The organism is Pseudomonas sp. MD195_PC81_125, assembly GCF_014060985.1.
GTDB lineage: Bacteria > Pseudomonadota > Gammaproteobacteria > Pseudomonadales > Pseudomonadaceae > Aquipseudomonas > Aquipseudomonas parakoreensis.
Map to the genome: position 1 here is coordinate 1 of NZ_JABULD010000018.1, position 20,644 is coordinate 20,644.

Annotated in this window: 16 protein-coding genes and 4 pseudogenes; 13 read left to right on the forward strand and 7 right to left on the reverse strand. The window is 59.4% G+C overall.

What is annotated here, in order from left to right; translation table 11 throughout:
- Positions 1–216: 216 nt before the first annotated feature.
- The 5 genes and pseudogenes from HT737_RS00835 (at position 217) to HT737_RS00855 (ending at position 4,754) form a co-directional block, all read left to right on the forward strand.
- Positions 217–1,264: pseudogene (locus HT737_RS00835) on the forward strand (class I SAM-dependent methyltransferase).
- 153 nt (positions 1,265–1,417) lie between these two features.
- The gene (locus tag HT737_RS00840) at positions 1,418–2,260 is read left to right on the forward strand and encodes an NAD-dependent protein deacetylase (RefSeq protein WP_182401012.1); all 843 of its coding nucleotides are present in this window, start codon (positions 1,418–1,420) and stop codon (positions 2,258–2,260) included.
- Between the two features lie 122 nt (positions 2,261–2,382).
- Positions 2,383–3,501 carry a cell division protein ZapE gene (gene zapE, locus HT737_RS00845; protein ID WP_182401014.1) on the forward strand — a complete coding sequence of 373 codons (1,119 nt, stop codon included), beginning with the start codon at positions 2,383–2,385 and terminating at the stop codon, positions 3,499–3,501.
- A 17-nt stretch (positions 3,502–3,518) separates the two neighbouring features.
- Positions 3,519–4,098: pseudogene (locus HT737_RS00850) on the forward strand (DinB family protein); the annotation flags it as partial.
- Between the two features lie 157 nt (positions 4,099–4,255).
- A pseudogene (locus HT737_RS00855) lies at positions 4,256–4,754 on the forward strand (GNAT family N-acetyltransferase).
- 85 nt (positions 4,755–4,839) lie between these two features.
- On the opposite strand, the gene HT737_RS00860 reads toward HT737_RS00855, so the two are convergent.
- Both HT737_RS00860 and HT737_RS00865 read right to left on the reverse strand, forming a co-directional pair.
- Entirely contained in the window at positions 4,840–5,049 is a 210-nt protein-coding gene (locus HT737_RS00860; RefSeq protein ID WP_182401016.1) for a hypothetical protein, read from the reverse strand.
- A 203-nt stretch (positions 5,050–5,252) separates the two neighbouring features.
- Complete coding sequence (locus HT737_RS00865; protein ID WP_182401018.1) at positions 5,253–7,499, reverse strand: TonB-dependent siderophore receptor; 2,247 nt, start codon at positions 7,497–7,499, stop codon at positions 5,253–5,255.
- Between HT737_RS00865 and HT737_RS00870 the strand changes: the two genes are divergently transcribed.
- Together HT737_RS00870 and gorA are read left to right on the forward strand one after the other, a co-directional pair.
- Positions 7,486–7,713, forward strand: coding sequence for a hypothetical protein (locus HT737_RS00870; RefSeq protein ID WP_047294243.1), 228 nt, complete (start codon positions 7,486–7,488; stop codon positions 7,711–7,713). The two genes, HT737_RS00865 and HT737_RS00870, sit on opposite strands and share 14 nt — an antisense overlap.
- Positions 7,697–9,055, forward strand: coding sequence for a glutathione-disulfide reductase (gene gorA / locus HT737_RS00875; protein ID WP_103521639.1), 1,359 nt, complete (start codon positions 7,697–7,699; stop codon positions 9,053–9,055). Before HT737_RS00870 ends, gorA begins: the two co-directional genes overlap by 17 nt.
- On the opposite strand, the gene HT737_RS00880 is transcribed toward gorA, so the two are convergent.
- Entirely contained in the window at positions 9,052–10,068 is a 1,017-nt protein-coding gene (locus HT737_RS00880) for a DNA-binding protein (RefSeq protein WP_047294247.1), read from the reverse strand. The two genes, gorA and HT737_RS00880, sit on opposite strands and share 4 nt — an antisense overlap.
- 177 nt (positions 10,069–10,245) lie before the next feature.
- On the opposite strand from HT737_RS00880, the gene HT737_RS00885 reads away from it, so the two are divergent.
- The 3 genes and pseudogenes from HT737_RS00885 (at position 10,246) to ahpF (ending at position 13,580) form a co-directional block, all read left to right on the forward strand.
- Positions 10,246–11,184 carry a site-specific integrase gene (locus HT737_RS00885; RefSeq protein ID WP_041067146.1) on the forward strand — a complete coding sequence of 313 codons (939 nt, stop codon included), beginning with the start codon at positions 10,246–10,248 and terminating at the stop codon, positions 11,182–11,184.
- 136 nt (positions 11,185–11,320) lie between these two features.
- A pseudogene (ahpC, locus tag HT737_RS00890) lies at positions 11,321–11,885 on the forward strand (alkyl hydroperoxide reductase subunit C).
- Between the two features lie 132 nt (positions 11,886–12,017).
- Complete coding sequence (gene ahpF / locus HT737_RS00895; RefSeq protein ID WP_182401020.1) at positions 12,018–13,580, forward strand: alkyl hydroperoxide reductase subunit F; 1,563 nt, start codon at positions 12,018–12,020, stop codon at positions 13,578–13,580.
- A 127-nt stretch (positions 13,581–13,707) separates the two neighbouring features.
- Here ahpF and gloA read toward each other — a convergent pair whose 3' ends face one another.
- Entirely contained in the window at positions 13,708–14,229 is a 522-nt protein-coding gene (gene gloA, locus HT737_RS00900; RefSeq protein WP_182401022.1) for a lactoylglutathione lyase, read from the reverse strand.
- 139 nt (positions 14,230–14,368) lie between these two features.
- On the opposite strand from gloA, the gene HT737_RS00905 reads away from it, so the two are divergent.
- Positions 14,369–14,887, forward strand: coding sequence for a DUF4946 domain-containing protein (locus tag HT737_RS00905; RefSeq protein ID WP_182401028.1), 519 nt, complete (start codon positions 14,369–14,371; stop codon positions 14,885–14,887).
- Positions 14,888–15,103: 216 nt separating this feature from the next.
- Here the strand turns inward: HT737_RS00905 and HT737_RS00910 are convergent, their stop codons facing one another.
- From HT737_RS00910 to HT737_RS00920, 3 genes are all read right to left on the reverse strand, one after another.
- A complete protein-coding gene (locus tag HT737_RS00910) occupies positions 15,104–15,469 on the reverse strand; it encodes a histone-like nucleoid-structuring protein, MvaT/MvaU family (protein ID WP_003224630.1) in 366 nt (121 codons plus the stop codon).
- 234 nt (positions 15,470–15,703) lie between these two features.
- Positions 15,704–17,239: an EAL domain-containing protein gene (locus HT737_RS00915; protein WP_121185329.1), complete on the reverse strand. Its 1,536-nt coding sequence runs from the start codon at positions 17,237–17,239 to the stop codon at positions 15,704–15,706.
- Positions 17,240–17,354: 115 nt separating this feature from the next.
- On the reverse strand, positions 17,355–18,227 hold the full coding sequence (locus tag HT737_RS00920) for a LysR family transcriptional regulator (RefSeq protein ID WP_182401024.1): 873 nt from the start codon (positions 18,225–18,227) through the stop codon (positions 17,355–17,357).
- 78 nt (positions 18,228–18,305) lie between these two features.
- Here HT737_RS00920 and HT737_RS00925 point away from each other — a divergent pair, with 78 nt between their 5' ends.
- Positions 18,306–19,253, forward strand: a complete 948-nt coding sequence (locus HT737_RS00925) for a DMT family transporter (protein ID WP_182401026.1) — start codon at positions 18,306–18,308, stop codon at positions 19,251–19,253.
- Between the two features lie 245 nt (positions 19,254–19,498).
- Entirely contained in the window at positions 19,499–20,575 is a 1,077-nt protein-coding gene (gene hppD, locus HT737_RS00930) for a 4-hydroxyphenylpyruvate dioxygenase (RefSeq protein WP_041067161.1), read from the forward strand.
- Positions 20,576–20,644 lie beyond the last annotated feature (69 nt).

Below are 20,644 nucleotides of genomic sequence, written 5' to 3' on the forward strand. Positions count from 1 at the left end.
CTGCGCTGACCCCCGCACAGATCCCTCATCGGAATTGCAGGCTCACACAGCCTGCAAGGTTCACCCGGCCCGGCTAGACTGATTCATTACCCAGTCGAGGGGGAATGCAGGACGACGTCAGCTGTGCCCTGCCCACTTCTGTGACCACCGCCCTGCGGCCCATGCCTCGACAACGTTTTGCCACCGGACGGTGATCCTGTATCAGGAGCACTCGTGATGGACGAATCAAGACTCAACGCATTCATGGGCAAACTGGTCAACGACATGGGCGGCGCCGCAATGCTGGCGAACGTCATCGTTGGCGAAGAACTCGGGCTGTATCGGGCAATGGCCGACAGTCAGCCGATCACCCCGCAAGCCCTCGCTGAAAAAAACCACCTGCAATCCCCGACTGGTGCGCGAATGGCTCAGCGCGCACGCCGCGTCCGGCTACATGGAGCATCACGATGGCCAGTTCCGTCTGCCAGAAGAACAGGCGCTGGCACTCGCCGTCGAAGACTCACCGGTGTACGTCGCCGGCGGACTCGGCGTGGTGGCCTCGTTTTTCCACGACAAGGACAAACTGGTCAAAGCCATGCGCGGCAACGGCGCCCTGCCCTGGGGCGATCACCACCCGTGCATGTTCAGCGGTACGGAGCGCTTCTTCCGCCCCGGCTATAAGGGGCACTTGATCGCGGAATGGCTGCCGGCGCTGGACGGCGTGGTGGCCAAACTGGAAAAAGGCGCCAAAGTCGCCGACATCGGCTGCGGCCACGGCGCTTCAACGGTGATCATGGCCCAAGCGTTTCCCAAATCGCACTTTGTCGGTTTCGATTATCACGCGCCGTCAATCACCGTCGCCACCCAGCGCGCCGAAGAAGGCGGTGTCAGCAGCCGGGCAGAATTCTTCCAGAGCACCGCCAAAAGCTATCCCGGTGACGGCTATGACCTGATCTGCTATTTCGACTGCCTGCACGACATGGGCGACCCGGTCGGCGCTGCGCAGCATGCGTTCAAATCATTAAAGGACGACGGCACGGTGCTGTTGGTCGAGCCATTTGCCAACGATACGCTGGACGACAATATCAACCCGGTCGGACGCCTGTTTTATGCGGCCTCGACCTTTATCTGCACGCCGAATTCGCTGTCCCAGGAGGTCGGCCTGGGGCTCGGCGCGCAGGCGGGTGAAGTGCGCTTGCGTAAAGTGTTTACCGAGGCCGGGTTCAAGCACTTCCGCCGGGCGACGCAGACGCCGTTCAATCTGATTCTGGAGGCGCGCAAATAATTCACCGCTATCACCTGTGGCGAAGGAGCTTGCTCCCGCTGGACTGCGCAGCAGGCCTGTTCTTGGGCTTGCCTTGCAATCCAGCGGGAGCAAGCTCCCTCGCCACACGGTTAATGCTAACCTGCGAGCACCGTCCTCCCCGGAGTGCTGCGCATGCTCGACAGCCCGATCCGCGAACACTTCAACACCCTGTGCCAGGCCATGGCCGATGGCGATTTTCTGGTGCTGACCGGCGCCGGCATCAGCACGCCATCGGGCATTCCGGATTACCGCGATAACGAAGGTGTGCGCCGGGGCCGGCAACCGATGATGTATCAGGAATTTCTCGCCGCTCCCGAATCCCGCCGCCGCTATTGGGCGCGAGCCATGCTTGGCTGGCCCCGGGTGCGTCAGGCGCAACCCAACGCGGCGCATACGGCACTGGCGGATTTGCAGCGCCAGGGACGGATCAGCGCCTTGATCACACAGAACGTCGACACCCTGCATGATCAGGCCGGCAGTCAGGATGTGATCGAATTGCACGGCAGCCTGCACCGGGTGCTGTGCCTGGATTGCGGCCAACGCAGTGCGCGCGATGAGATTCAGCAACGCATGGTCGAGCAGAATCCGTATCTGGCCGGGGTCGATGCGGTGCAGGCGCCGGACGGCGATACCCTGCTCGATCCGGCCTTCGAGGCGCGCTTTCAGACGCCGCAATGCCCGTATTGCGACGGGGAGCGGATGAAGCCGGACGTGGTGTTCTTTGGCGAGAACGTGGCGCAGCCGACGGCGGCGCGGGCCATGGCCGCAGCGGAAAAAGCCGAGGGTTTGCTGGTGGTGGGTTCGTCGTTGATGGCGTATTCGGCGTTCCGTCTGTGCCGGGTGATCGCCGATCGCGGCAAGCCGTTGCTGGCGATCAATCTGGGCAAGACCCGCGCCGATGATCTGTTGGATCTGAAGATCGAGGCGTCATGCGAACAACTGCTGCCGTTGCTGGCGCAACACTTATCTACCTGAATACCGAAAATCCCTGTAGGAGCTGCCGAAGGGCTGCGATCTTTTGATCTTTAAAAACAAACTAAAAAAGATCGCAGCCTCGTTGCACTCGACAGCTCCTGCAGGGATATATACTGCCGCGCATGACTTTCGACTCTCCTCTAAGCGCCTGGCAACACGCGATCAAGCACAAGGGCTTCATCCAGGATGAAGCCCAGGAACATGCGGTCTGGGCGCTGCAAAAATGCCATGAAGCCTTGCATGCCGGTGCCCGTTCGGTCGCCGGCGTGTATTTGTGGGGCCCGGTCGGGCGCGGCAAGACCTGGTTGATGGATCAGTTCTATCAGAGCCTGCGGGTGCCGGCCCGACGGCAGCACTTTCATCATTTCATGGGCTGGGTGCACCAGCGCTCGTTCCAGTTGACCGGGATCGCCGATCCGCTGCGAGCGCTGGCCAAGGAGCTGGCGGCGCAAGTGCGGGTGCTGTGTTTCGATGAGCTGTTCGTCAACGACATCGGCGACGCGATCATCCTTGGTCGGCTGTTTCAGGTGATGTTCGACGAAGGCGTGGTGGTGGTCTGCACCTCCAACTTGCCGCCGGATGAGCTGTATGCCGACGGCTTCAACCGTGACCGGTTTGTCCCGGCGATTGCCGCGATCAAGGCGCACATGCAGGTGGTGGCGGTGAATGGCGCCGAGGATCATCGCCTGCATCCGGGTGCGGGTCTGCAGCGGTATTTTGTCGTTGCGCAGGGGCAGGACAGCGCGCTGCAGCAGGTCTTCCAGTCGCTCAACGCCGGGCAGCCCGCCAGCAACGAGCCAGTGCCCGTCGGCCATCGCCTGTTGAACGTGGTGCAGGCCAGCGAATCGGTGCTCTGGTGCCGCTATACCGATCTCTGCGAACAACCGTTCGCCGCGATGGACTTCATCGCGCTGTGCGACCGCTATCGGTCTATTCTGTTGAGCGACGTGCCGAACCTCAGCGCGCAGAAGCGCGAAGGGCGTATCGCTCGCGGTACCGAGGATGGCTCGGCGCAGGTGGTGGCCGGCGACCGCGAACTGCCGCAACTGTCGGTGCACGACGACGGCGTGCGTCGCTTCATCGCCTTGGTCGACGAGTGCTACGACCGTAAAGTCCCGCTGTACATTGAGGCGCAGGTGCCGATGGACGCGCTGTACACCGAGGGTTATCTGGAATTTCCGTTCCGGCGCACCCTCAGCCGATTGCAGGAGATGCAGTTGCAGCGTTTTGCCGAATCCTGAGCGCAGAGGGCGCGAACATGAGCCAACCGCTGTCGCATCATTTATTGACCATGGCCTACCAGAACGCGTGGGCCAATCATCGCTTGGGCAACGCCTGGGCCCAACTCGACGCTGAGGCTCTGGCAGCGCCACGGGTGAGTTTTTTTCCGAGCATCCGCCTCACGCTCAATCACATCCTGACGTGCGACTGGTTCTACGTCGACGCGCTGGAACGCGAGTTGCGCGGTGACGAGCCGCATCCCGACTGCTATGTGTTTTTCGAACGTGACGAGCCGTTTACCGAGGCCTCTGCGCTGCGTGAAGAGCAGGCGCACGTGGACCGTCGGTTGATCGCTTATTGTGAGCAACTGCGCGATGCCGATCTGGGGCGGATCGTCACCATCGCCCGGGAAACGCCGCAGCACGACAGTCGCCTGCGCATGCTTTCGCACCTGTTCGAGCATCAGATCCATCATCGTGGGCAAGTGCATGCGATGCTCAGCGCGACCTCGGTGAATCCGCCGCAACTGGATGAGTTTTTTCTGCGCTGGCGAGAGCGACTTGCGTGCTCAGGATTTTGCCGAACTGGGTTGGACCGAGGAGCTGATCTGGGGGGCGCTGACGCTGGAAAATCAAAAGATCGCAGCCTGCGGCAGCTCCTGCAGGCGTTTGCTATCAGCGTTCCTCGGGTTGTGGCCCACGGCAGCCTCGCGTTAAGGTCGAGCAGCCTTTCAGGTGCGCACCTTGCACGCCGGGGCTTTGATCGGGGATGGAAATGGATTCCGCAGAAATACTTGTGCTGCAAGCCAGCTACACCAATCCGCTGCACGCCGAAGCTATCGGCATTGTGCTCAATCACTACGCAGAAGATCCGATGGGCGGCGGTCAGCCGATAGCCCCCCGAGCTGCTGCGTCGTCTACCTGAAGAGCTCGCCCGCCGGCCCCACGCGTTCAGCGTGCTGGCGTTTGTCGGTGGTGAGCCGGCAGGGCTGGTGAACTGCTTTGAAGGGTTCTCGACGTTTGCCTGCAAACCGCTGGTCAATGTTCATGACGTGGCGGTGATTTCGAAATTTCGCGGCCTCGGGCTGAGCCAGAAAATGCTGCGCAAGGTCGAGGAGATTTCCCGCCAGCGCGGCTGCTGCAAGATCACCCTGGAAGTGCTCGAAGGCAATGCGGTGGCGCAGAACGCCTATCAAAAGTTCGGTTTCGCCCCTGGCATGTTCGACCCGGAACATGGCCGCATGCTGTTCTGGATCAAGGATCTGCAGGCATAAAAAAAAGGCGCCCCACACAGGGCGCCCAACTGTCGTCTCCGAGGCCAGAGCGGAGCCATCGGAGGTCCATCGGTTGCTCGTTGAATCAGTTGCGATAAGACTCGGTGACTTGCGCGGTCTGATCGTCCGGAACCTGCAGTTCCGCTGCTTTGCTGTCGGTCGGTTGTTCGCTTGGCGCGGGGTGGACCGGGAAGTTGTCGTAGTAATGCCGCATGCGTTCGGCGCCGCCCTCGGCAAAGGCGCTGGCGGAACCGAAGGCGAGTAGCCCGGCAAAAATGGCGGTGGTGGTTTTCATGGTGCCTCCTACGGAAAAACGTGGGAGCCGTTCGTCCATGAAGCAGATCTCGGGGCACAGTGTCCCGGCGCGGCATTAACTCGGGGTTAACAGCGGTGGTGAGGGATTGGGTGACGCATTGCGCGTCACCTCGAGCGTGGGGCCGCTTCGCGACCCATCGTGGATGAATCCCCTCCCCACAGGGTTTGGTTTGATTGGATGGGTCAGAGCTTCCAGTCCAGGCTCAGCGTCACCGTGCGTGGGTCGCCCCAGTACACGCCGTTGTAGAAACCGACGTTGTCGTAATACTTCTTGTCGAACAGGTTATCGACGTTCAGCGATGCCGACAGGTGCTTGTCGAATTCATAACGTGACATCAGCTTGACCACGCTGTAGGCCTGCTGATTGATCCGCGCCGGTTCGGTGATGATCCGGCCGTTGGCGCCGCGCCCGACCGGGCGGTTGGCCGCGCCATAGACGTCGCTCTGCCAGTTCACCGCGCCACCGACAGTCAGTGCGTGCCAGTTGCCCGGCAAGCGATAGGCCGTGGACAGCCGCAGCATGTTCAGCGGTTGAGCGGTGTTGCTGCGCTGTTTTTCACCGTCGACGGAATGGGTGTAGGTGTAGCCGGCGGTCATGTTCCAGCCATTGAGGATTTCGCCGGACACTTCGGCCTCGAAGCCATTGACCTTGTTGCCCTTGCCGCCGGACTTGAAAAACTCCTCGCCACTCACCGGGTCTGGGGGCACCGAGTTGTCGCGCTCGGCGACGTTGTCCTGTTTGCTCCAGAACACTGCCGTCGCCAGGTTCAGGCGTTCGTCGAGCAGGCTGCCCTTGAGCCCGACTTCGTAGTTGCTGCCAACCACGGGGTCGAGGTAATTGCGGTTGCTGTCGCGTTTACTCTGCGGTTTGAAAATATCGGTGTAGCTCACGTAAGCCGTGTACTCCGGCGTCAGGTCATAAAGCAGGCCGGCGTAGGGCGTCCAGATATCGTTCTGACGCTGATGGGTGGCATCGGTGCTGGTCAGTTTTTGCTGCGCGTCATAGTAGTAATCGGTGCTGGATTCGTCCCAACTGCCATAGCGGCTGCCGATGACGGCATGCAGCTCATCGGTCAGGCTCAGGCGGGTCGCGAGGTAACCGGCCTTTTGTCGAGTGATGCCGCGCGCACCCGGCAGGCCGGTAACCGTGTCAGCGAATTTGCCGATGTCGCCCATGTATTTCCAGTCGCGGATCTTGCCGTAGTCGGCGGCTTGGGGGCCGTTGAAGGCGTAGGGCGAAGTCGAGCGGTTTTCCGCCTCGCCGTAGCCGAACATCATCTCGTGTTCGCGGCCGAACAATTGGTACGGCCCCGACAGGTTGAAGTCGTACACGCTCATTTTCTGCGTGCCAAGCATGTGCCCCATGTAGGCCGTCATGCCGCTGCGGTCGGCCTCGGGGAATCCGCTGCCGCCGTAATAGACCTTGCCGTCGGTATCACTTTCGCGGTGGGTGTAGGCGGCCTTCAACTTCCAGCCATCACCCAATTGCTGGTCCAGGGTGACGAATGCGGTCTTGTCCTTCAGCGGCCAGGAACTCCAGGAGGTCGCCATGTTCGTTGACCGGCCAAGACCCGCCTTGCTGCCGTCGGCGTTCCAGTACGGCACGGTGCCCCAGGAGGTGCCTTGTACCTGCTTGTCCTGATAGTCGTAACCGACGGCTAGCACCGTGGAATCGGTCAGATCAGCTTCGAGAATGCCGTAGCCGACCTCGCGTTGCAGCGCGTATTTGTCACGGAACGACTGGCTGTCACGATAGGCCAGCACCGTGCGCCCGCGCAGCCGGCCGTCGAAAGCCAGCGGCCCACCAACGTCGACATAGCTGTAATAGTTGTCATAGCTGCCACCGCTGATCCCGGCCAGTGCCTGCCACTGGGCAGTCGGGCGTTTGCGCACCATGTTGATGGTGGCGGAGGGATCACCGGCGCCGGTGGTGAGGCCGGTCGCGCCGCGGACCACTTCGATGCGGTCGTAGATGATGGTGTCCGAATCCGACTTCATGCGCCCGAAGGTGTTGAGCATGCCGTCGATCTGGAAATTGTTGATCGGGTAACCCCGCGCCGAATAGCTGACTCGGTCCGAGTCGTTGTGTTGCACGACAATACCGGTGGTCTGACGCATGGCTTCGGACAATGTACCGAGCTTGAAATCATCCATCCGCTGGCGCGTGACCACGGACACCGATTGCGGGGTTTCCTTGATCGACAGGTTCAGCCGCGTTGCGGTGCTCATCGCGCCGGTGGTGTAGGAATGAGTGTTTTCGGTATTGAGGCCGAGGCCTTCAGCGCTGACGCTGGTGGCGTCCAGTTCCAGCGCCTGGGTGGCGGATTGTGGCGCTGTTTCAGGGTCGGTTTCAGCCAGCAGATCGGGACTCAACGCCATGCTGAACAAGCCGACAGTCAAGGTCATGGAACGGGTAATGGGCGCGAACATCGCAGCCGACTCCTTGTCTTCGAGGGAAAAAATCCGTTGGTTCAAAGACGAGGTGCAGCCCGACGATTTAGTATCAAACAAGAAATATTATTATTTGGAGAAGTTTCCCGACTTCGCCGAGGCGGGCGAAAAGCTGCGCACGGCGCTTGCCCAATGGACGGTGGCGGGTATGCTGTTGGCCTGCCGAGGAGATAGCAATGGCCTACGATTTTGACCTTTATGTGATTGGTGCCGGTTCCGGCGGTGTACGTGCAGCGCGCTTCGCGGCCGGTTTCGGCGCGAAAGTGGCGGTGGCCGAGAGTCGTTATCTGGGCGGTACCTGCGTCAACGTCGGCTGCGTGCCGAAGAAACTGCTGGTGTACGGCGCGCATTTCGCCGAAGACTTCGAGCAGTCGTCCGGTTTCGGCTGGAGTCTGGGTGAAGCCAATTTCGACTGGGCGACCCTGATCGCCAACAAGGACCGCGAAATCAATCGCCTCAACGGCATTTATCGCAACCTGCTGGTCAACAGTGGCGTGACCCTGCACGAAGCCCACGCGAAGATCGTCGGCCCGCATGAGGTCGAGGTCAACGGTGAGCGCTTCACCGCGAAAAACATCCTGATCGCTACGGGTGGCTGGCCGCAGATTCCGGAGATTCCGGGGCACGAACACGCGATCAGTTCCAATCAGGCGTTCTTCCTCAAAGAACTGCCGAAACGTGTATTGGTGGTCGGTGGTGGTTACATCGCGGTCGAGTTCGCCGGGATTTTCCACGGCCTGGGCGCCAACACCACGCTGTTGTATCGCGGCGATCTGTTCCTGCGTGGTTTCGATGGCTCGGTGCGCAAGCATTTGCAGGAAGAGCTGACCAAGCGCGGTATGGATCTGCAGTTCAACGCCGACATCGCGCGCATCGACAAACAGCCAGACGGCAGCCTCAAGGCGACCCTCAAGGATGGCCGCGTACTGGAAGCCGACTGCGTGTTCTACGCCACGGGTCGCCGTCCGATGCTGGACAATCTGGGTCTGGAAAACACCGATGTGCAGCTCACCGACAAGGGCTTCATCAAGGTCGACGAGCAATACCAGACCAGCGAACCGTCGATTCTGGCGTTGGGTGATGTCATCGGCCGGGTGCAACTGACGCCGGTGGCACTGGCCGAAGGCATGGCGGTGGCGCGGCGCTTGTTCAAGCCGGAGCAATACCGCCCGGTGGATTACAAGATGATCCCGACGGCGGTGTTCAGCCTGCCGAACATCGGCACTGTCGGTTTGACCGAAGAAGAGGCGCGGGAAGCGGGCCACGAAGTGGTGATTTTCGAGAGCCGCTTCCGCCCGATGAAGCTGACGCTGACCGAATGTCAGGAGAAAACCCTGATGAAACTGGTGGTCGACGGCAAGACCGACAAAGTGCTCGGCTGCCATATGGTCGGCCCGGACGCGGGTGAGATCGTGCAAGGTCTGGCGATTGCTCTGAAGGCTGGCGCGACCAAGCGTGACTTCGACGACACAATCGGGGTGCACCCGACGGCCGCCGAAGAGTTCGTCACCATGCGTACGCCGGTCGGCGCTTAAGCATCCTTCGCTTTGCCTGTGTCTGGCGCTGCTGCAACGGTAGCCGCCAGACGCAAGCTGTCTTCCAGACTCGCTTGAGTCTTGGTCAATTCCTTCTCCAGTGACTGATTGAGCTGCCGCTGTTCGTCGGCATCCTGTTTCAGCGTCTGACTCTCCAGCAGGGCCACGCGCAGGCGTTCCTGGAGGAGGGTGCGTTCGTTATCGACGCGAGTGGCTTGCTCCAGCAACTGATCCTGACGCTGGTTGCTGTGCTTGAGCTGATCCTGCATCAGGCTCAGTTCGCGCTGGGTACCACGGTTTTCCGTGAGCAGACGTTCGTTGTCGCGATGCAGCTGGGTGATCTCGTCCTGACGCACCAGTGCACTTTGTTGCGCCTGGCGCAATTCCATCTGCAACTGCTGCAGTTGTCCCTCGTGACGGGCCTGTTCCTGCTCGCGCTGCTCTTTGGTGGCGTTGCGGTAATGCTCAAGCGCATCGCGGGCATGCAGGTGTTTCTCTTCCAGCGAGCGGATCTGCTCGTCCTTGTCCTGCAGGCGCAACTCGAAATCGGCCAGCGCCTGATTGAGTCCCGCGTTGCGGGTTTGCTCGGTCTGCAGCATCGAACGGGTTTCTTTCAGCGCCTCGGATTCCTTGGCCAGCGCCGCGCCTTGGATGTCGTGCTGTTGCTCCAGTTGTTCGAGTGCCTGGCGTACCTGTTTGAGTTCCGCTTCCAGCGTTTCACGCTGCTCTTCGAACTGCTCGCGCGCTTGTTCAATGGGCTCTTGTGCTTGTTCTTTCAGGCGCTGGGCGAGGCGTGAGACCAGCGCCGTCAGCTCATCGTTGATCGGTTCTGCGGACGCTTCGACCGGTTGGCTGCCGTCATCGAGCTCTTTCAGATAGCGATGGATCGTGGTTTTCGAGCCGGTGTTGCCCAGCTCAATGCGTACCGCATCGATGCTGGGGTGTTCGCCTCGGGCCAGAATCGCTGTGCGCGCGATCTGAACCACTGCTTTATTTACGCCGCCACGGGCCATGTGAACTCCTACCGTTTCGTACTGTGGTACATGCTACCAAAGTACGCAGTGTACCACTCTGAAAATAAAGTTAAATGTTTGATTAATAACAGACGGGATATACTGGTATTACCCAATGTCAGGTGATTAAATTGCTTTTTTGCGCCCTGAATCAGTACGCCAGCGAGAACACTGTCCATGAGCGAGATTGATCGCTATCTGCAAGCTGCCACCCGTGACAACACCCGCCGTAGCTATCGTTCGGCGATTGAACACTTTGAAGTGAAGTGGGGCGGGTTCCTGCCGGCGACGGCCGATAGCGTTGCGCGTTATCTGGTCGAGCATGCCGGCGTGCTGTCGATCAATACGCTGAAGCTGCGTTTGTCGGCGCTGGCGCAATGGCACAACAGTCAGGGTTTTGCCGACCCAACCAAGGCGCCAGTGGTGCGCAAGGTCTTCAAAGGCATTCGCGCACTGCATCCGGCGCAGGAAAAACAGGCCGAGCCGCTGCAACTGCACGATCTGCAGCAAGTGGTCGACTGGCTTGAACAGGAAGTCCGCAGTGCGCGGCAGCAGCAAGATCGCCCGCAGTTGCTCAAGGCCTGTCGCGACCGGGCGCTGATCCTGCTGGGCTTCTGGCGAGGCTTTCGCAGCGATGAGCTGTGCCGTTTGCAGATTGAGCATGTGCAGGCGCACGCCGGTAGCGGCATCACCTTGTATCTGCCACGCAGCAAGGGCGACCGCGAGAACCTCGGGCAGACGTATCAGGCGCCGGCGCTGCTCAAGCTGTGCCCGGTGCAGGCTTATATCGACTGGATCACCGAGGCGGCGCTGGTACGCGGTCCGGTATTTCGCGGCATCGACCGCTGGGGACATCTGAGCGAGGAGGGCTTGCACGCCAACAGTGTCATTCCATTACTGCGTCAGGCGCTGGAACGCGCCGGCATCCCGGCCGAGCGCTACACCAGCCATTCCCTGCGTCGCGGCTTTGCCACCTGGGCGCATCAAAGTGGCTGGGATTTGAAATCCTTGATGAGCTATGTCGGCTGGAAGGATATGAAGTCAGCCATGCGCTATGTTGAAGCGAGCCCCTTTCACGGGATGGCTCGGATTACGGATAAGCCGGCTTCGTCGTAGATATGGTTTTCTTCTATTAATACAGTCAGCTAATAGCGAAAACAAATCAGCAGCATCAGGTTTGCCAATGAGCCATCCGTCAAGTGAGTGGGTAGGATTCACCCATCGAATTCACAACCCTGACGGAGAGTCATCAATGCCTATCATCAACAGCCAAGTAAAACCGTTCAAAGCTACCGCGTTCAAAAACGGCGAACTTCGTACAAGTCTCGGACGCTGACCTGAAAGGCAAATGGTCCGTAGTGTTCTTCTACCCAGCCGACTTCACTTTCGTTTGCCCAACCGAGCTGGAAGACCTGGCCGACAACTACGCTGCGTTCCAGAAACTGGGCGTGGAAATCTACAGCGTTTCGACCGACACCCACTTTGCTCACGCTGCCTGGCACAACACTTCGCCAGCCATCGGCAAAATCGAATACACCATGATCGGCGACCCGACCCACGTCATCTCCCGCAACTTCGACGTGCTGATCGAAGAAGCGGGTCTGGCTGACCGTGGCACCTTCGTGATCAACCCTGAAGGCCAGATCAAAATCGTTGAGCTGAACGATGGCGGCGTTGGCCGTGACGCTTCCGAGCTGCTGCGCAAGATCAAGGCTGCTCAGTACGTTGCTGCTCACCCAGGCGAAGTTTGCCCAGCCAAGTGGAAAGAAGGCGAGGCCACTCTGGCTCCGTCCCTGGACCTGGTCGGCAAGATCTGAGTCTGTGAGACACGCAACACAGGGCGGTACTCCGCACCTACCTCAGTAAGCTGCACCGCCCATTGAAAAAGCCCGGGCGAGATTCGCTCGGGCTTTTTTTCGCCTTGAATAAAGACACAGGAGATCGCCCGTATGTTGGACGCCAATCTTAAAGCCCAGTTGAAATCGTACCTGGAACGGGTCACCCAGCCGATCGAGATCGTTGCGTCCCTCGACGACGGTGCGAAATCCCGGGAAATGCTTGACCTGCTCGAAGACGTTGCCCGTCTGTCGAGCCAGATTACCCTGATCGACAGCGGCACCGATGCGCGCAAGCCGTCGTTTTCGATCAATCGCCCAGGTGCCGACATCAGCCTGCGTTTTGCCGGCATTCCGATGGGCCACGAATTCACATCGCTGGTGCTGGCCCTGTTGCAAGTCGGCGGCCACCCATCGAAAGCCAGTGCCGAAGTGATCGAGCAGATCCGCTCGCTCAAGGGCGAGTTCAGCTTCGAGACCTACTTCTCACTGTCGTGCCAGAACTGCCCGGACGTGGTCCAGGCATTGAACCTGATGGCGGTGCTGAACCCGAACATCCGTCACGTCGCCATCGATGGCGCGTTGTTTCAGGACGAAGTCAACGATCGCAAGATCATGGCTGTGCCGAGCATCTACCTCAACGGTGAAAACTTCGGTCAGGGCCGTATGGGGCTGGAAGAAATTCTCGCCAAACTCGACACCGGCGCCATCGAGCGTCAGGCCGAGAAGATCAGCGCCAAGCAAGCCTTTGATGTGCTCGTAGTTGGCGGCGGCCCGGCCGGTGCTTCGGCTGCTATCTATGCCGCCCGTAAAGGCATCCGCACCGGTGTGGCGGCCGAGCGCTTCGGCGGTCAGGTGCTGGACACCATGGCCATCGAAAACTTCATCTCCGTGCAGGAAACCGAGGGTCCGAAACTGGCCACGGCGCTGGAAGAACACGTCAAACAGTACGACGTCGACATCATGAACCTGCAACGCGCCGACAAGCTGATTCCCGGCAAGAACGGCGAGCTGCACGAAGTCCATTTCGCCAGTGGCGCGACCCTGAAAGCCAAGAGCGTGATCCTGGCGACCGGCGCACGCTGGCGTGAAATGAACGTGCCGGGCGAACAGGAATATCGCAACAAGGGTGTGGCGTACTGCCCGCACTGCGACGGTCCGCTGTTCAAAGGCAAGCGTGTGGCGGTGATCGGCGGCGGTAACTCCGGCGTCGAAGCGGCCATCGACCTGGCCGGTATCGTTTCCCACGTGACTTTGCTGGAGTTCGACGTGCAACTGCGTGCCGACGCGGTGCTGCAACGCAAACTGCACAGCCTGCCAAACGTCACCGTGATCACCAGTGCGCAAACCACGGAAGTCACCGGCAATGGCGAGAAGGTCAACGGCCTGCGTTACAAGGATCGCAAGACTGACGAACTGCGCAACGTCGAGCTGGAAGGGATCTTCGTACAGATCGGTCTGCTGCCGAACACTGACTGGCTCAAAGGCACCATCGAGCTGTCGCCACGCGGCGAGATCATCGTCGACAACCGTGGCGAGACGTCGATCCCGGGGATCTTCGCGGCGGGTGACGTGACCACCGTGCCGTACAAGCAGATCGTGATTGCAGTGGGCGAGGGCGCCAAGGCTTCCCTCAGCGCGTTCGATCACTTGATCCGTACTTCGGCGCCGGCATAAGCATCAGTCGCTGAAACGCAAAAACCCATGAGCGATCATGGGTTTTTTTATGGCTGAAGCAAAAGATCGCAGCCTGCGGCAGCTCCTGCAAGGAATGTGTAGGAGCTGGCGAAGCCTGCGATCTTTTTTACAGCGGTGCAGGCTGGATGATTTCTACCCAGTAGCCATCCGGGTCCTTGATGAACGCCAGGCTTTTCATGCGGCCATCGGTCAGGCGCTTCTGGAAATCACAGCCCAGCTCTTCAAAACGCGCGCACGCTGCAACGATGTCCGGCACCGAAATGCAGATGTGACCGAAGCCGCGCGGGTCGGTGTTGCCATTGTGATAGGCGAAGTCGGCGTCGTTTTCAGTGCCGTGGTTGTGAGTCAGTTCGAGGATGCCGGGAATCGACTTCATCCACTCGGTGCGGGCCGCGGCGTCGGCCGGGATCTGCGTCTTGTCGACGAGGGCGAGGAAGTACAGGCTGAATTCGGCCTCCGGGAAGTCACGCTTTTCAACCAGCGAGAAGCCCAGGACGCGGGTGTAGAAGTCCAGGGACTTGGTGATGTCCTTCACGCGCAGCATGGTGTGGTTGAAGACGAAGTTGCGGGTTGCGCTGTCTGGCGTGGCAGTGACGCCGGGGAAAGTGTTCAGTTCGTGCAGGCTCATAGGCCCTCCGTAACAATGGGGCGAGTGAATGGGCGCAATGATACGCATGCGGGGCGGCATCGCCAAACCGAATGCGCGACTTGCTCTGTGGGCGACCGGGCCTCAGACTTTGCTGCTCAATTTGCGAGTGCCTCTGGTAATGATCCGACCGTTCAAAGTGCTGTTCGTTTGCCTTTTCTCGTCGCTGCTGGCCGCTCCGGCATGGGCCGATCAGCCGAGCATCACCTGGCCTGCGGGGTGGGAAACCCAGGCATTGCCCGACACGCCGCCGCAGGTGTCGCGCCAGCGTGCGGTGAAAAACGACGCCGATGGCAATCAGGTCATGGTGATGGAGTTGACCATGACTCAGGTTGAAGCTGGCCATCAGGTCAATGTGCCGGGCGTGCTGCTGGAGATGCGCAAGTCGATTCAGAAAGACTTTTTCCAGGGCGGTTATCAGAGTGTTTGCAATAAGGTGCACCCGGCGAAACTCGGCGCCCTGGACGCACTGGAAACCACCTGTACGATCACTGAAAATGGCCGACATGTGTTGTCGCAAACATTGGTTGCGGCGGTCGGGGCGGATAAGGCGTATGTACTTTCTTACGCGGGTCAGGCTGAGATTTATAAGGCCAGCGCTGACGAAATAGTCGCCGTGAGAAACAGCTTGAAACTTTAAGCCTCTGTTTCACCTCGGCCAGGTTAGATACCTCGAAGGCATTAAGCACAAAGTTTAGCAGCGATGACCGTCGCAACATCCGGCAAGAGTTTTTAGCCTTACGTCTTGTGGGTGTTAAAGCGGATTGATAACTAGCGCGGGGGAAATCGTTGCTTTTGTTAGATATTGTCAAAAAAAAAGCCCTGCATACAGCAGGGCTTGTTTGTTGGCGCAAGATTAACCGCGCAACCAGGAATCAACGGTGGCTGCACCGTATTGTTCCTTCCAGGCTTTCAAGCCACGGTGGTTGCCGCCCTTGGTTTCGATCAATTCACCGGTGTGCGGGTTCTGATAAACCTTGACCACGCGAGCGCGGCGGGTTTTTGGTGCGGCGGACACTTGCAAGCCGGACTTGGACGGGTTCGGATCGAGGATGGCGATGATGTCTTTCAGGCCTTTGCCGTAGGTTTTCATCAGCCCCTGGAGCTTTTCTTCGAATTCGATTTCTTTCTTGAGCCCGGCATCGTTCTTCAGCGATTCCAGCTGCTTGAGCTGTTCCTGAAGGGCCTTTTCAGCTGCACGAAATTCAGCGAGTCTGGACAATATCTTTACTCCAATAGTGTGTTTGGCTGATACCAACCGCAAACAAAGCTATAAGCCAAGAGCCTTGAAGCGACTCGGTGATAATGGCTCACCTGTCAATCTTGCACAGGCTGAAAAAATTGTAGTAGTTAATGCGCCAAGAGTAAATCCTGATCTTGTCGTCATGTAACAACAGTGGTGTTTTGTATCAATTTGGTGCGTCGCGTCGAAGCGTCGGGCTTAATTTATTTTTAGTTAACGATCACTTAATGCAGCGATGAAGTCAGCGCCGGGCATGGGTTTTCCGAACAGATAGCCTTGCAGGAAGTTGACGTGGTGTGCGGTCAGGTAGTCAGCCTGTGCCGGAGTTTCTACACCTTCGGCAACAATACCCAGATCAAGCTTGGCCGAGAGTTCGATAATCGTGTCCAGAATATGCCGCGACAGCGCATCAATGCCGATCATCGCGACGAAACTCTGGTCGATCTTGAGAAAGTCGACATTGAATTTTCGCAGGTAGCCCAGGCTTGAATGCCCGGTGCCGAAGTCGTCGATGGCGATCATCACGCCGAGCGTGTGCAACTGCTCGAACAACTGGTGCGTGACGTCGGTCGGCTCGATCAGTTGGCGCTCGGTCAGCTCCAGCACCAGATTGATACTGCCGGGGGCAAACCCGGCAAGAAATTCGCGACAGTCCTCCACTAGCTCCAAGTCCTGGCAGTGACTGGCGGTGATATTGATGCCGATGTGGAAGGGTTGGTCGAAGTCTGCAGAGAGCGGGCCGAGCAGGGCGGCAGTCTGTTGCATCAGCGAACGGGTCATGGGCACGATCAGCCCCGAATGTTCAGCGAACGGGATGAACAGGTCCGGGCGCACCAGGCCTTCCTTGGGGTGTTTCCAGCGCATCAGCACTTCGGTGCCGGACCATTTCCTGCTGTCACCATGCACCACCGGCTGAAAGTAAGGGATGAACTCGCCGGCCTCCAGGGCGCGGAGCATTTCATGACTGGGCGAGGTGGCACGTCGTTGCAGGACGTGAGCGATCGCGCCCGATATCACCCCGAAAAAGATCAGCAGGCTGAACAAGGGTGGGTATTCGGCGGCCATGTAGCGCCACGTTTGCCCTTGCGCGAACCCTGCGCTGACACTGAAGGCATAACGTGAAGACATCAACGTACTTTGCGCTATCGGCAGCGGCGGCAGGGCGCCCTGATGCACTTTGCCATCGGCCGACAGCCAGTTGTCGCCGACCAGCAGCACCAACTGCGTCTGCCGGCCGATCAGGCGCAGGATGTTGCTCAAGTGATAGCCATCGAGCGTAGTCAGCGCGCCGCCGCGACCTTCGCTGAGGCGATACACCAGCAGCGCGGTGTCGGGCGTGACCGGGTTGCCATTCATCAACCACAGTTTGCCTTGCGCATAGTCGCCCGGGTTGACGGCTTCCTTGAATTCACCGAACAGCGAGCTGCAATAGAGGTTGTTGTCCCACACCAGATTGGTCGAGCGCACGAAAGGCCGGCGGGTTACCTGCTCACGTAAAGCCAGTTTTACGCTTTCGCAGGGCTGGCCAGCCAGGGGCAATAATTCGCTGGCGGCCTGGGCGGTGTTGTCGAGCATCAGCTCGAATTGGCGCAACGCCTCATCGGCGGTATTTTGCGTGCTCTGCTGCAAGGCCCGTTCGGCTTGCATATACAGAATCCCGCCGCCCAGCAGGACGGGCAATACACCGCAGAGCAGGGTCACCAAAATGCGTACGCTACGTTTGCGGCGGGGTCTGACGGTCAAGGGCATAGGCGCATCCTGTTGCGATGAGGTGGAACGCTCGAATGCAGGCCTGGCAACGGCGCACCGGTGAGGAACAGCGGAGTCAGAAGGGATGATAGATGGCCGCTGGCGCTTGCGCCGCTCACGGCTGATTGATCTGCTTGGCGAGTTCGATAAATGCCCGCGTGGCGGGCGAAGCCTGACGCTGATCGAGAACAGCGAGGCCGATCAGACGTTGCACCGCCGGCAACAGCGGCTTCTTCACGTAACGCGGCGCTGGATCGTCTGGCAATGAGCCTTCGGCGACGACCGTGACTGCATCGCCCCGGCTGACAACGTCAAGTGTGCTGAGCAATTGCGAGCAGCGGTAGCGAATGTTCGGTTGCAGGCGCGCGGCAGTGAACAGGCGTGAAACCAGTTCCGCTGAACCGGCCTCGGTCAGCACAAACGGGTCGGCACACAAATCCTGAAGGCTCAGCGCCGCGCTGGCGGCCAGTGGATGACCGAGCGGGAGCAGGGCAACCATCTGGTCTTCGACCAGCGCGAAAGTGTCGAAGCGTTCCTCGGGCAACACCACGAAACCGACGTCGATTCGCCGCTCTTCCAGCCACTGCAGCACCTGCCGGTCCGGCCCCTCATCGATGTGCACTTCTATGCCGGGATGGACTTGGCGATAGCGCTGCAGAATTCTCGGCAGCAACTTGATCGACGCCGTCGGGCCGAACGAGCCAATGCGCAGCGTACCGCTTTTCATGCCCCGGGCATCGGCCGCCTCCTGGCGCAGAGTGTTGGCCAGACCGAGCATGGCGCGTGCGCGCTGGAGCACCTGCTTGCCGATATCGGTGAGCTCCACCTGCGACGAATGACGGCGCAACAACTCGACGCCCAACTCCTGCTCCAGGGATTTCATGGCGTGGGATACCGCTGACTGCGAAATCCCCAGACGATGGGCGGCGAGGGTGAAGCCGCGCAGTTCGGCGACCAGTGAGAAGATCTCCAGTTGCGTGAGGGTCATGAGTGTTTGCTCATTTTACGATGACCAGGAATGAAGTGAATGATACGCCATCCTTTGGCTTCTCTGGTTTGGAGCGTCATGCGCAACGTGGAGCAAACTCGCAATAACGTTTCTGACCGGTCGGTTTATCTGACGCTGGCTGCCGTGACCATGATGTGGGGCGGGACCTTTGTCGCCGGGCGTTTTCTGGCGGGCAGCCTCAGCCCGCTGTTCGCCGCCAGCCTGCGCTTCCTGCTCGCCAGCGTGGCGTTGCTCGGGTTTGTATGGGTTGCGCGCATCCCGCTGGCACGACCGACGCCTCGGCAATGGCTGCAATTGACGCTGTTGGGGTCCTTCGGGATCTTTTTCTACAACTTGTGTTTCTTTTATGGCCTGCAGTACATCAATGCCTCGCGCGCTTCGTTGATCGTCGCGTTGAATCCAGCCGTGATCGGCCTGGCTTCCTGGCTGTTGTTCAAGGAGCGCCTGGGCCGGGTGAAAGTCGCCGGCATCGCCCTGTGCATTGGCGGCGCGAGTCTGGTGATCGTCAGTCGCAACCCGCAATTGCTCGCCGTGACACCGAATGCCTGGATCGGCGATTTGTTGATTCTCGGTTGCGTAGCAGGCTGGGGCATTTATTCGCTGTGTTCCCGCGAGTTGAATCAGGCACTCGGCCCGCTGCAGACAGTGACGTTTTCGGTATTGATCGGCTGCGTGATGCTGTTGGTGCTGGCAACACTGCGTGGCGAGATGAACGCGGCAGCCTTGTTCAACCTCGACACGCCACAATGGCTGAGCCTGATTTACCTCGGCGTGTTCGGCTCGGCATTGGCATATATCGGCTACTACGACGGCATCCGCAAAATCGGCGCGACCCGATCCGGCGTGTTCATAGCCCTCAATCCACTGACCGCAGTGCTGCTCGGCGCGCTGTTGCTTGGCGAACGACTCACCTTGACTCTGTGCCTTGGCGGCGCGCTGGTGCTGGCGGGAATTTATCTGTGCAACAAACCCCTTGCACCGATGCGAAAAAGGCGGATTTTATAGAGAGGGCAGACAACCCTATTTACGCTGTGTAGAATCCGGTTACGCATACAATAATAAACGTCTTCTGGCAGCAGAAGCCTCGCCCGCAAGAGCCTTGGGTCGACAATGAAGATATTCGGGTTTCAACTGATCTATGGTGACTTCCTCGCCCGCAGTGTGCGAGGCATCTCCTGCGCACCACCCGCCGGTCTCAGCATTACTGACAACTAACTCTGGTTAATTGATAAGAATGATGAGGCGTCACCATGGCAGATTTATACGAAAACCCAATGGGCCTGATGGGCTTTGAGTTCATCGAGTTCGCATCGCCGACTCCTGGCACCCTGGAGCCGATCTTCGAGATCATGGGCTTCACCAAAGTCGCGACCCACCGTTCCAAGAACGTGCACCTGTATCGTCAGGGCGCGATCAACCTGATCCTCAACAATGAACCGCACAGCGTAGCGTCGTACTTCGCGGCCGAGCATGGGCCGTCGGTCTGCGGCATGGCGTTCCGGGTCAAGGACTCGCAGAAAGCCTACAACCGCGCCCTGGAATTGGGTGCTCAGCCGATTCATATCGAAACCGGGCCGATGGAGCTGAACCTGCCGGCGATCAAAGGCATTGGCGGCGCGCCGCTGTACCTGATAGACCGTTTCGGCGAAGGCAGCTCGATCTATGACATCGATTTCGTGTTCATCGAAGGCGTTGATCGCAACCCGGTCGGTGCCGGCCTGAAGATCATCGATCACCTGACCCACAACGTGTACCGCGGCCGCATGGCCTACTGGGCCAACTTCTACGAGAAGCTGTTCAACTTCCGCGAGATCCGCTACTTCGACATCAAGGGCGAATACACCGGCCTGACCTCGAAAGCGATGACCGCACCGGACGGCATGATCCGCATCCCGCTGAACGAAGAGTCGTCCAAGGGCGCCGGGCAGATCGAAGAGTTCCTGATGCAGTTCAACGGCGAGGGCATCCAGCACGTGGCGTTCCTCACCGATGACCTGGTCAAGACCTGGGATCAATTGAAAAAGATCGGCATGCGCTTCATGACCGCGCCGCCGGACACCTACTACGAAATGCTCGAAGGCCGTCTGCCGAACCACGGCGAGCCGGTGGATCAACTGCAATCGCGTGGCATCCTGCTCGACGGCTCGTCGAACCCGGACGACAAGCGTCTGCTGCTGCAGATCTTCTCGGAAACCCTGATGGGGCCGGTGTTCTTCGAATTCATCCAGCGCAAGGGCGACGATGGTTTTGGCGAGGGCAACTTCAAGGCGCTGTTCGAATCGATCGAGCGTGACCAGGTGCGCCGTGGTGTACTCGCGACCGAGTAAGCATGAAAAAGCCTGGCTGATGCCAGGCTTTTTAAGATCAAAAGATCGCAGCCTTCGGCAGCTCCTACA

Coding starts and splice junctions, on each gene's coding strand:
- gorA (WP_103521639.1), top strand. CDS start 7,697: ATGGCCTACGATTTTGACCTTTATGTGATTGGTGCCGGTTCCGGCGGT.
- HT737_RS00860 (WP_182401016.1), bottom strand. CDS start 5,049: ATGAAAACCACCACCGCCATTTTTGCCGGGCTACTCGCCTTCGGTTCC.
- HT737_RS00925 (WP_182401026.1), top strand. CDS start 18,306: ATGCGCAACGTGGAGCAAACTCGCAATAACGTTTCTGACCGGTCGGTT.
- HT737_RS00880 (WP_047294247.1), bottom strand. CDS start 10,068: ATGGCCCGTGGCGGCGTAAATAAAGCAGTGGTTCAGATCGCGCGCACA.
- hppD (WP_041067161.1), top strand. CDS start 19,499: ATGGCAGATTTATACGAAAACCCAATGGGCCTGATGGGCTTTGAGTTC.
- HT737_RS00840 (WP_182401012.1), top strand. CDS start 1,418: ATGCTCGACAGCCCGATCCGCGAACACTTCAACACCCTGTGCCAGGCC.
- HT737_RS00905 (WP_182401028.1), top strand. CDS start 14,369: ATGATCCGACCGTTCAAAGTGCTGTTCGTTTGCCTTTTCTCGTCGCTG.
- zapE (WP_182401014.1), top strand. CDS start 2,383: ATGACTTTCGACTCTCCTCTAAGCGCCTGGCAACACGCGATCAAGCAC.
- HT737_RS00870 (WP_047294243.1), top strand. CDS start 7,486: ATGGGCGCGAACATCGCAGCCGACTCCTTGTCTTCGAGGGAAAAAATC.
- ahpF (WP_182401020.1), top strand. CDS start 12,018: ATGTTGGACGCCAATCTTAAAGCCCAGTTGAAATCGTACCTGGAACGG.
- HT737_RS00915 (WP_121185329.1), bottom strand. CDS start 17,239: ATGCCCTTGACCGTCAGACCCCGCCGCAAACGTAGCGTACGCATTTTG.
- HT737_RS00865 (WP_182401018.1), bottom strand. CDS start 7,499: ATGTTCGCGCCCATTACCCGTTCCATGACCTTGACTGTCGGCTTGTTC.
- gloA (WP_182401022.1), bottom strand. CDS start 14,229: ATGAGCCTGCACGAACTGAACACTTTCCCCGGCGTCACTGCCACGCCA.
- HT737_RS00885 (WP_041067146.1), top strand. CDS start 10,246: ATGAGCGAGATTGATCGCTATCTGCAAGCTGCCACCCGTGACAACACC.
- HT737_RS00920 (WP_182401024.1), bottom strand. CDS start 18,227: ATGACCCTCACGCAACTGGAGATCTTCTCACTGGTCGCCGAACTGCGC.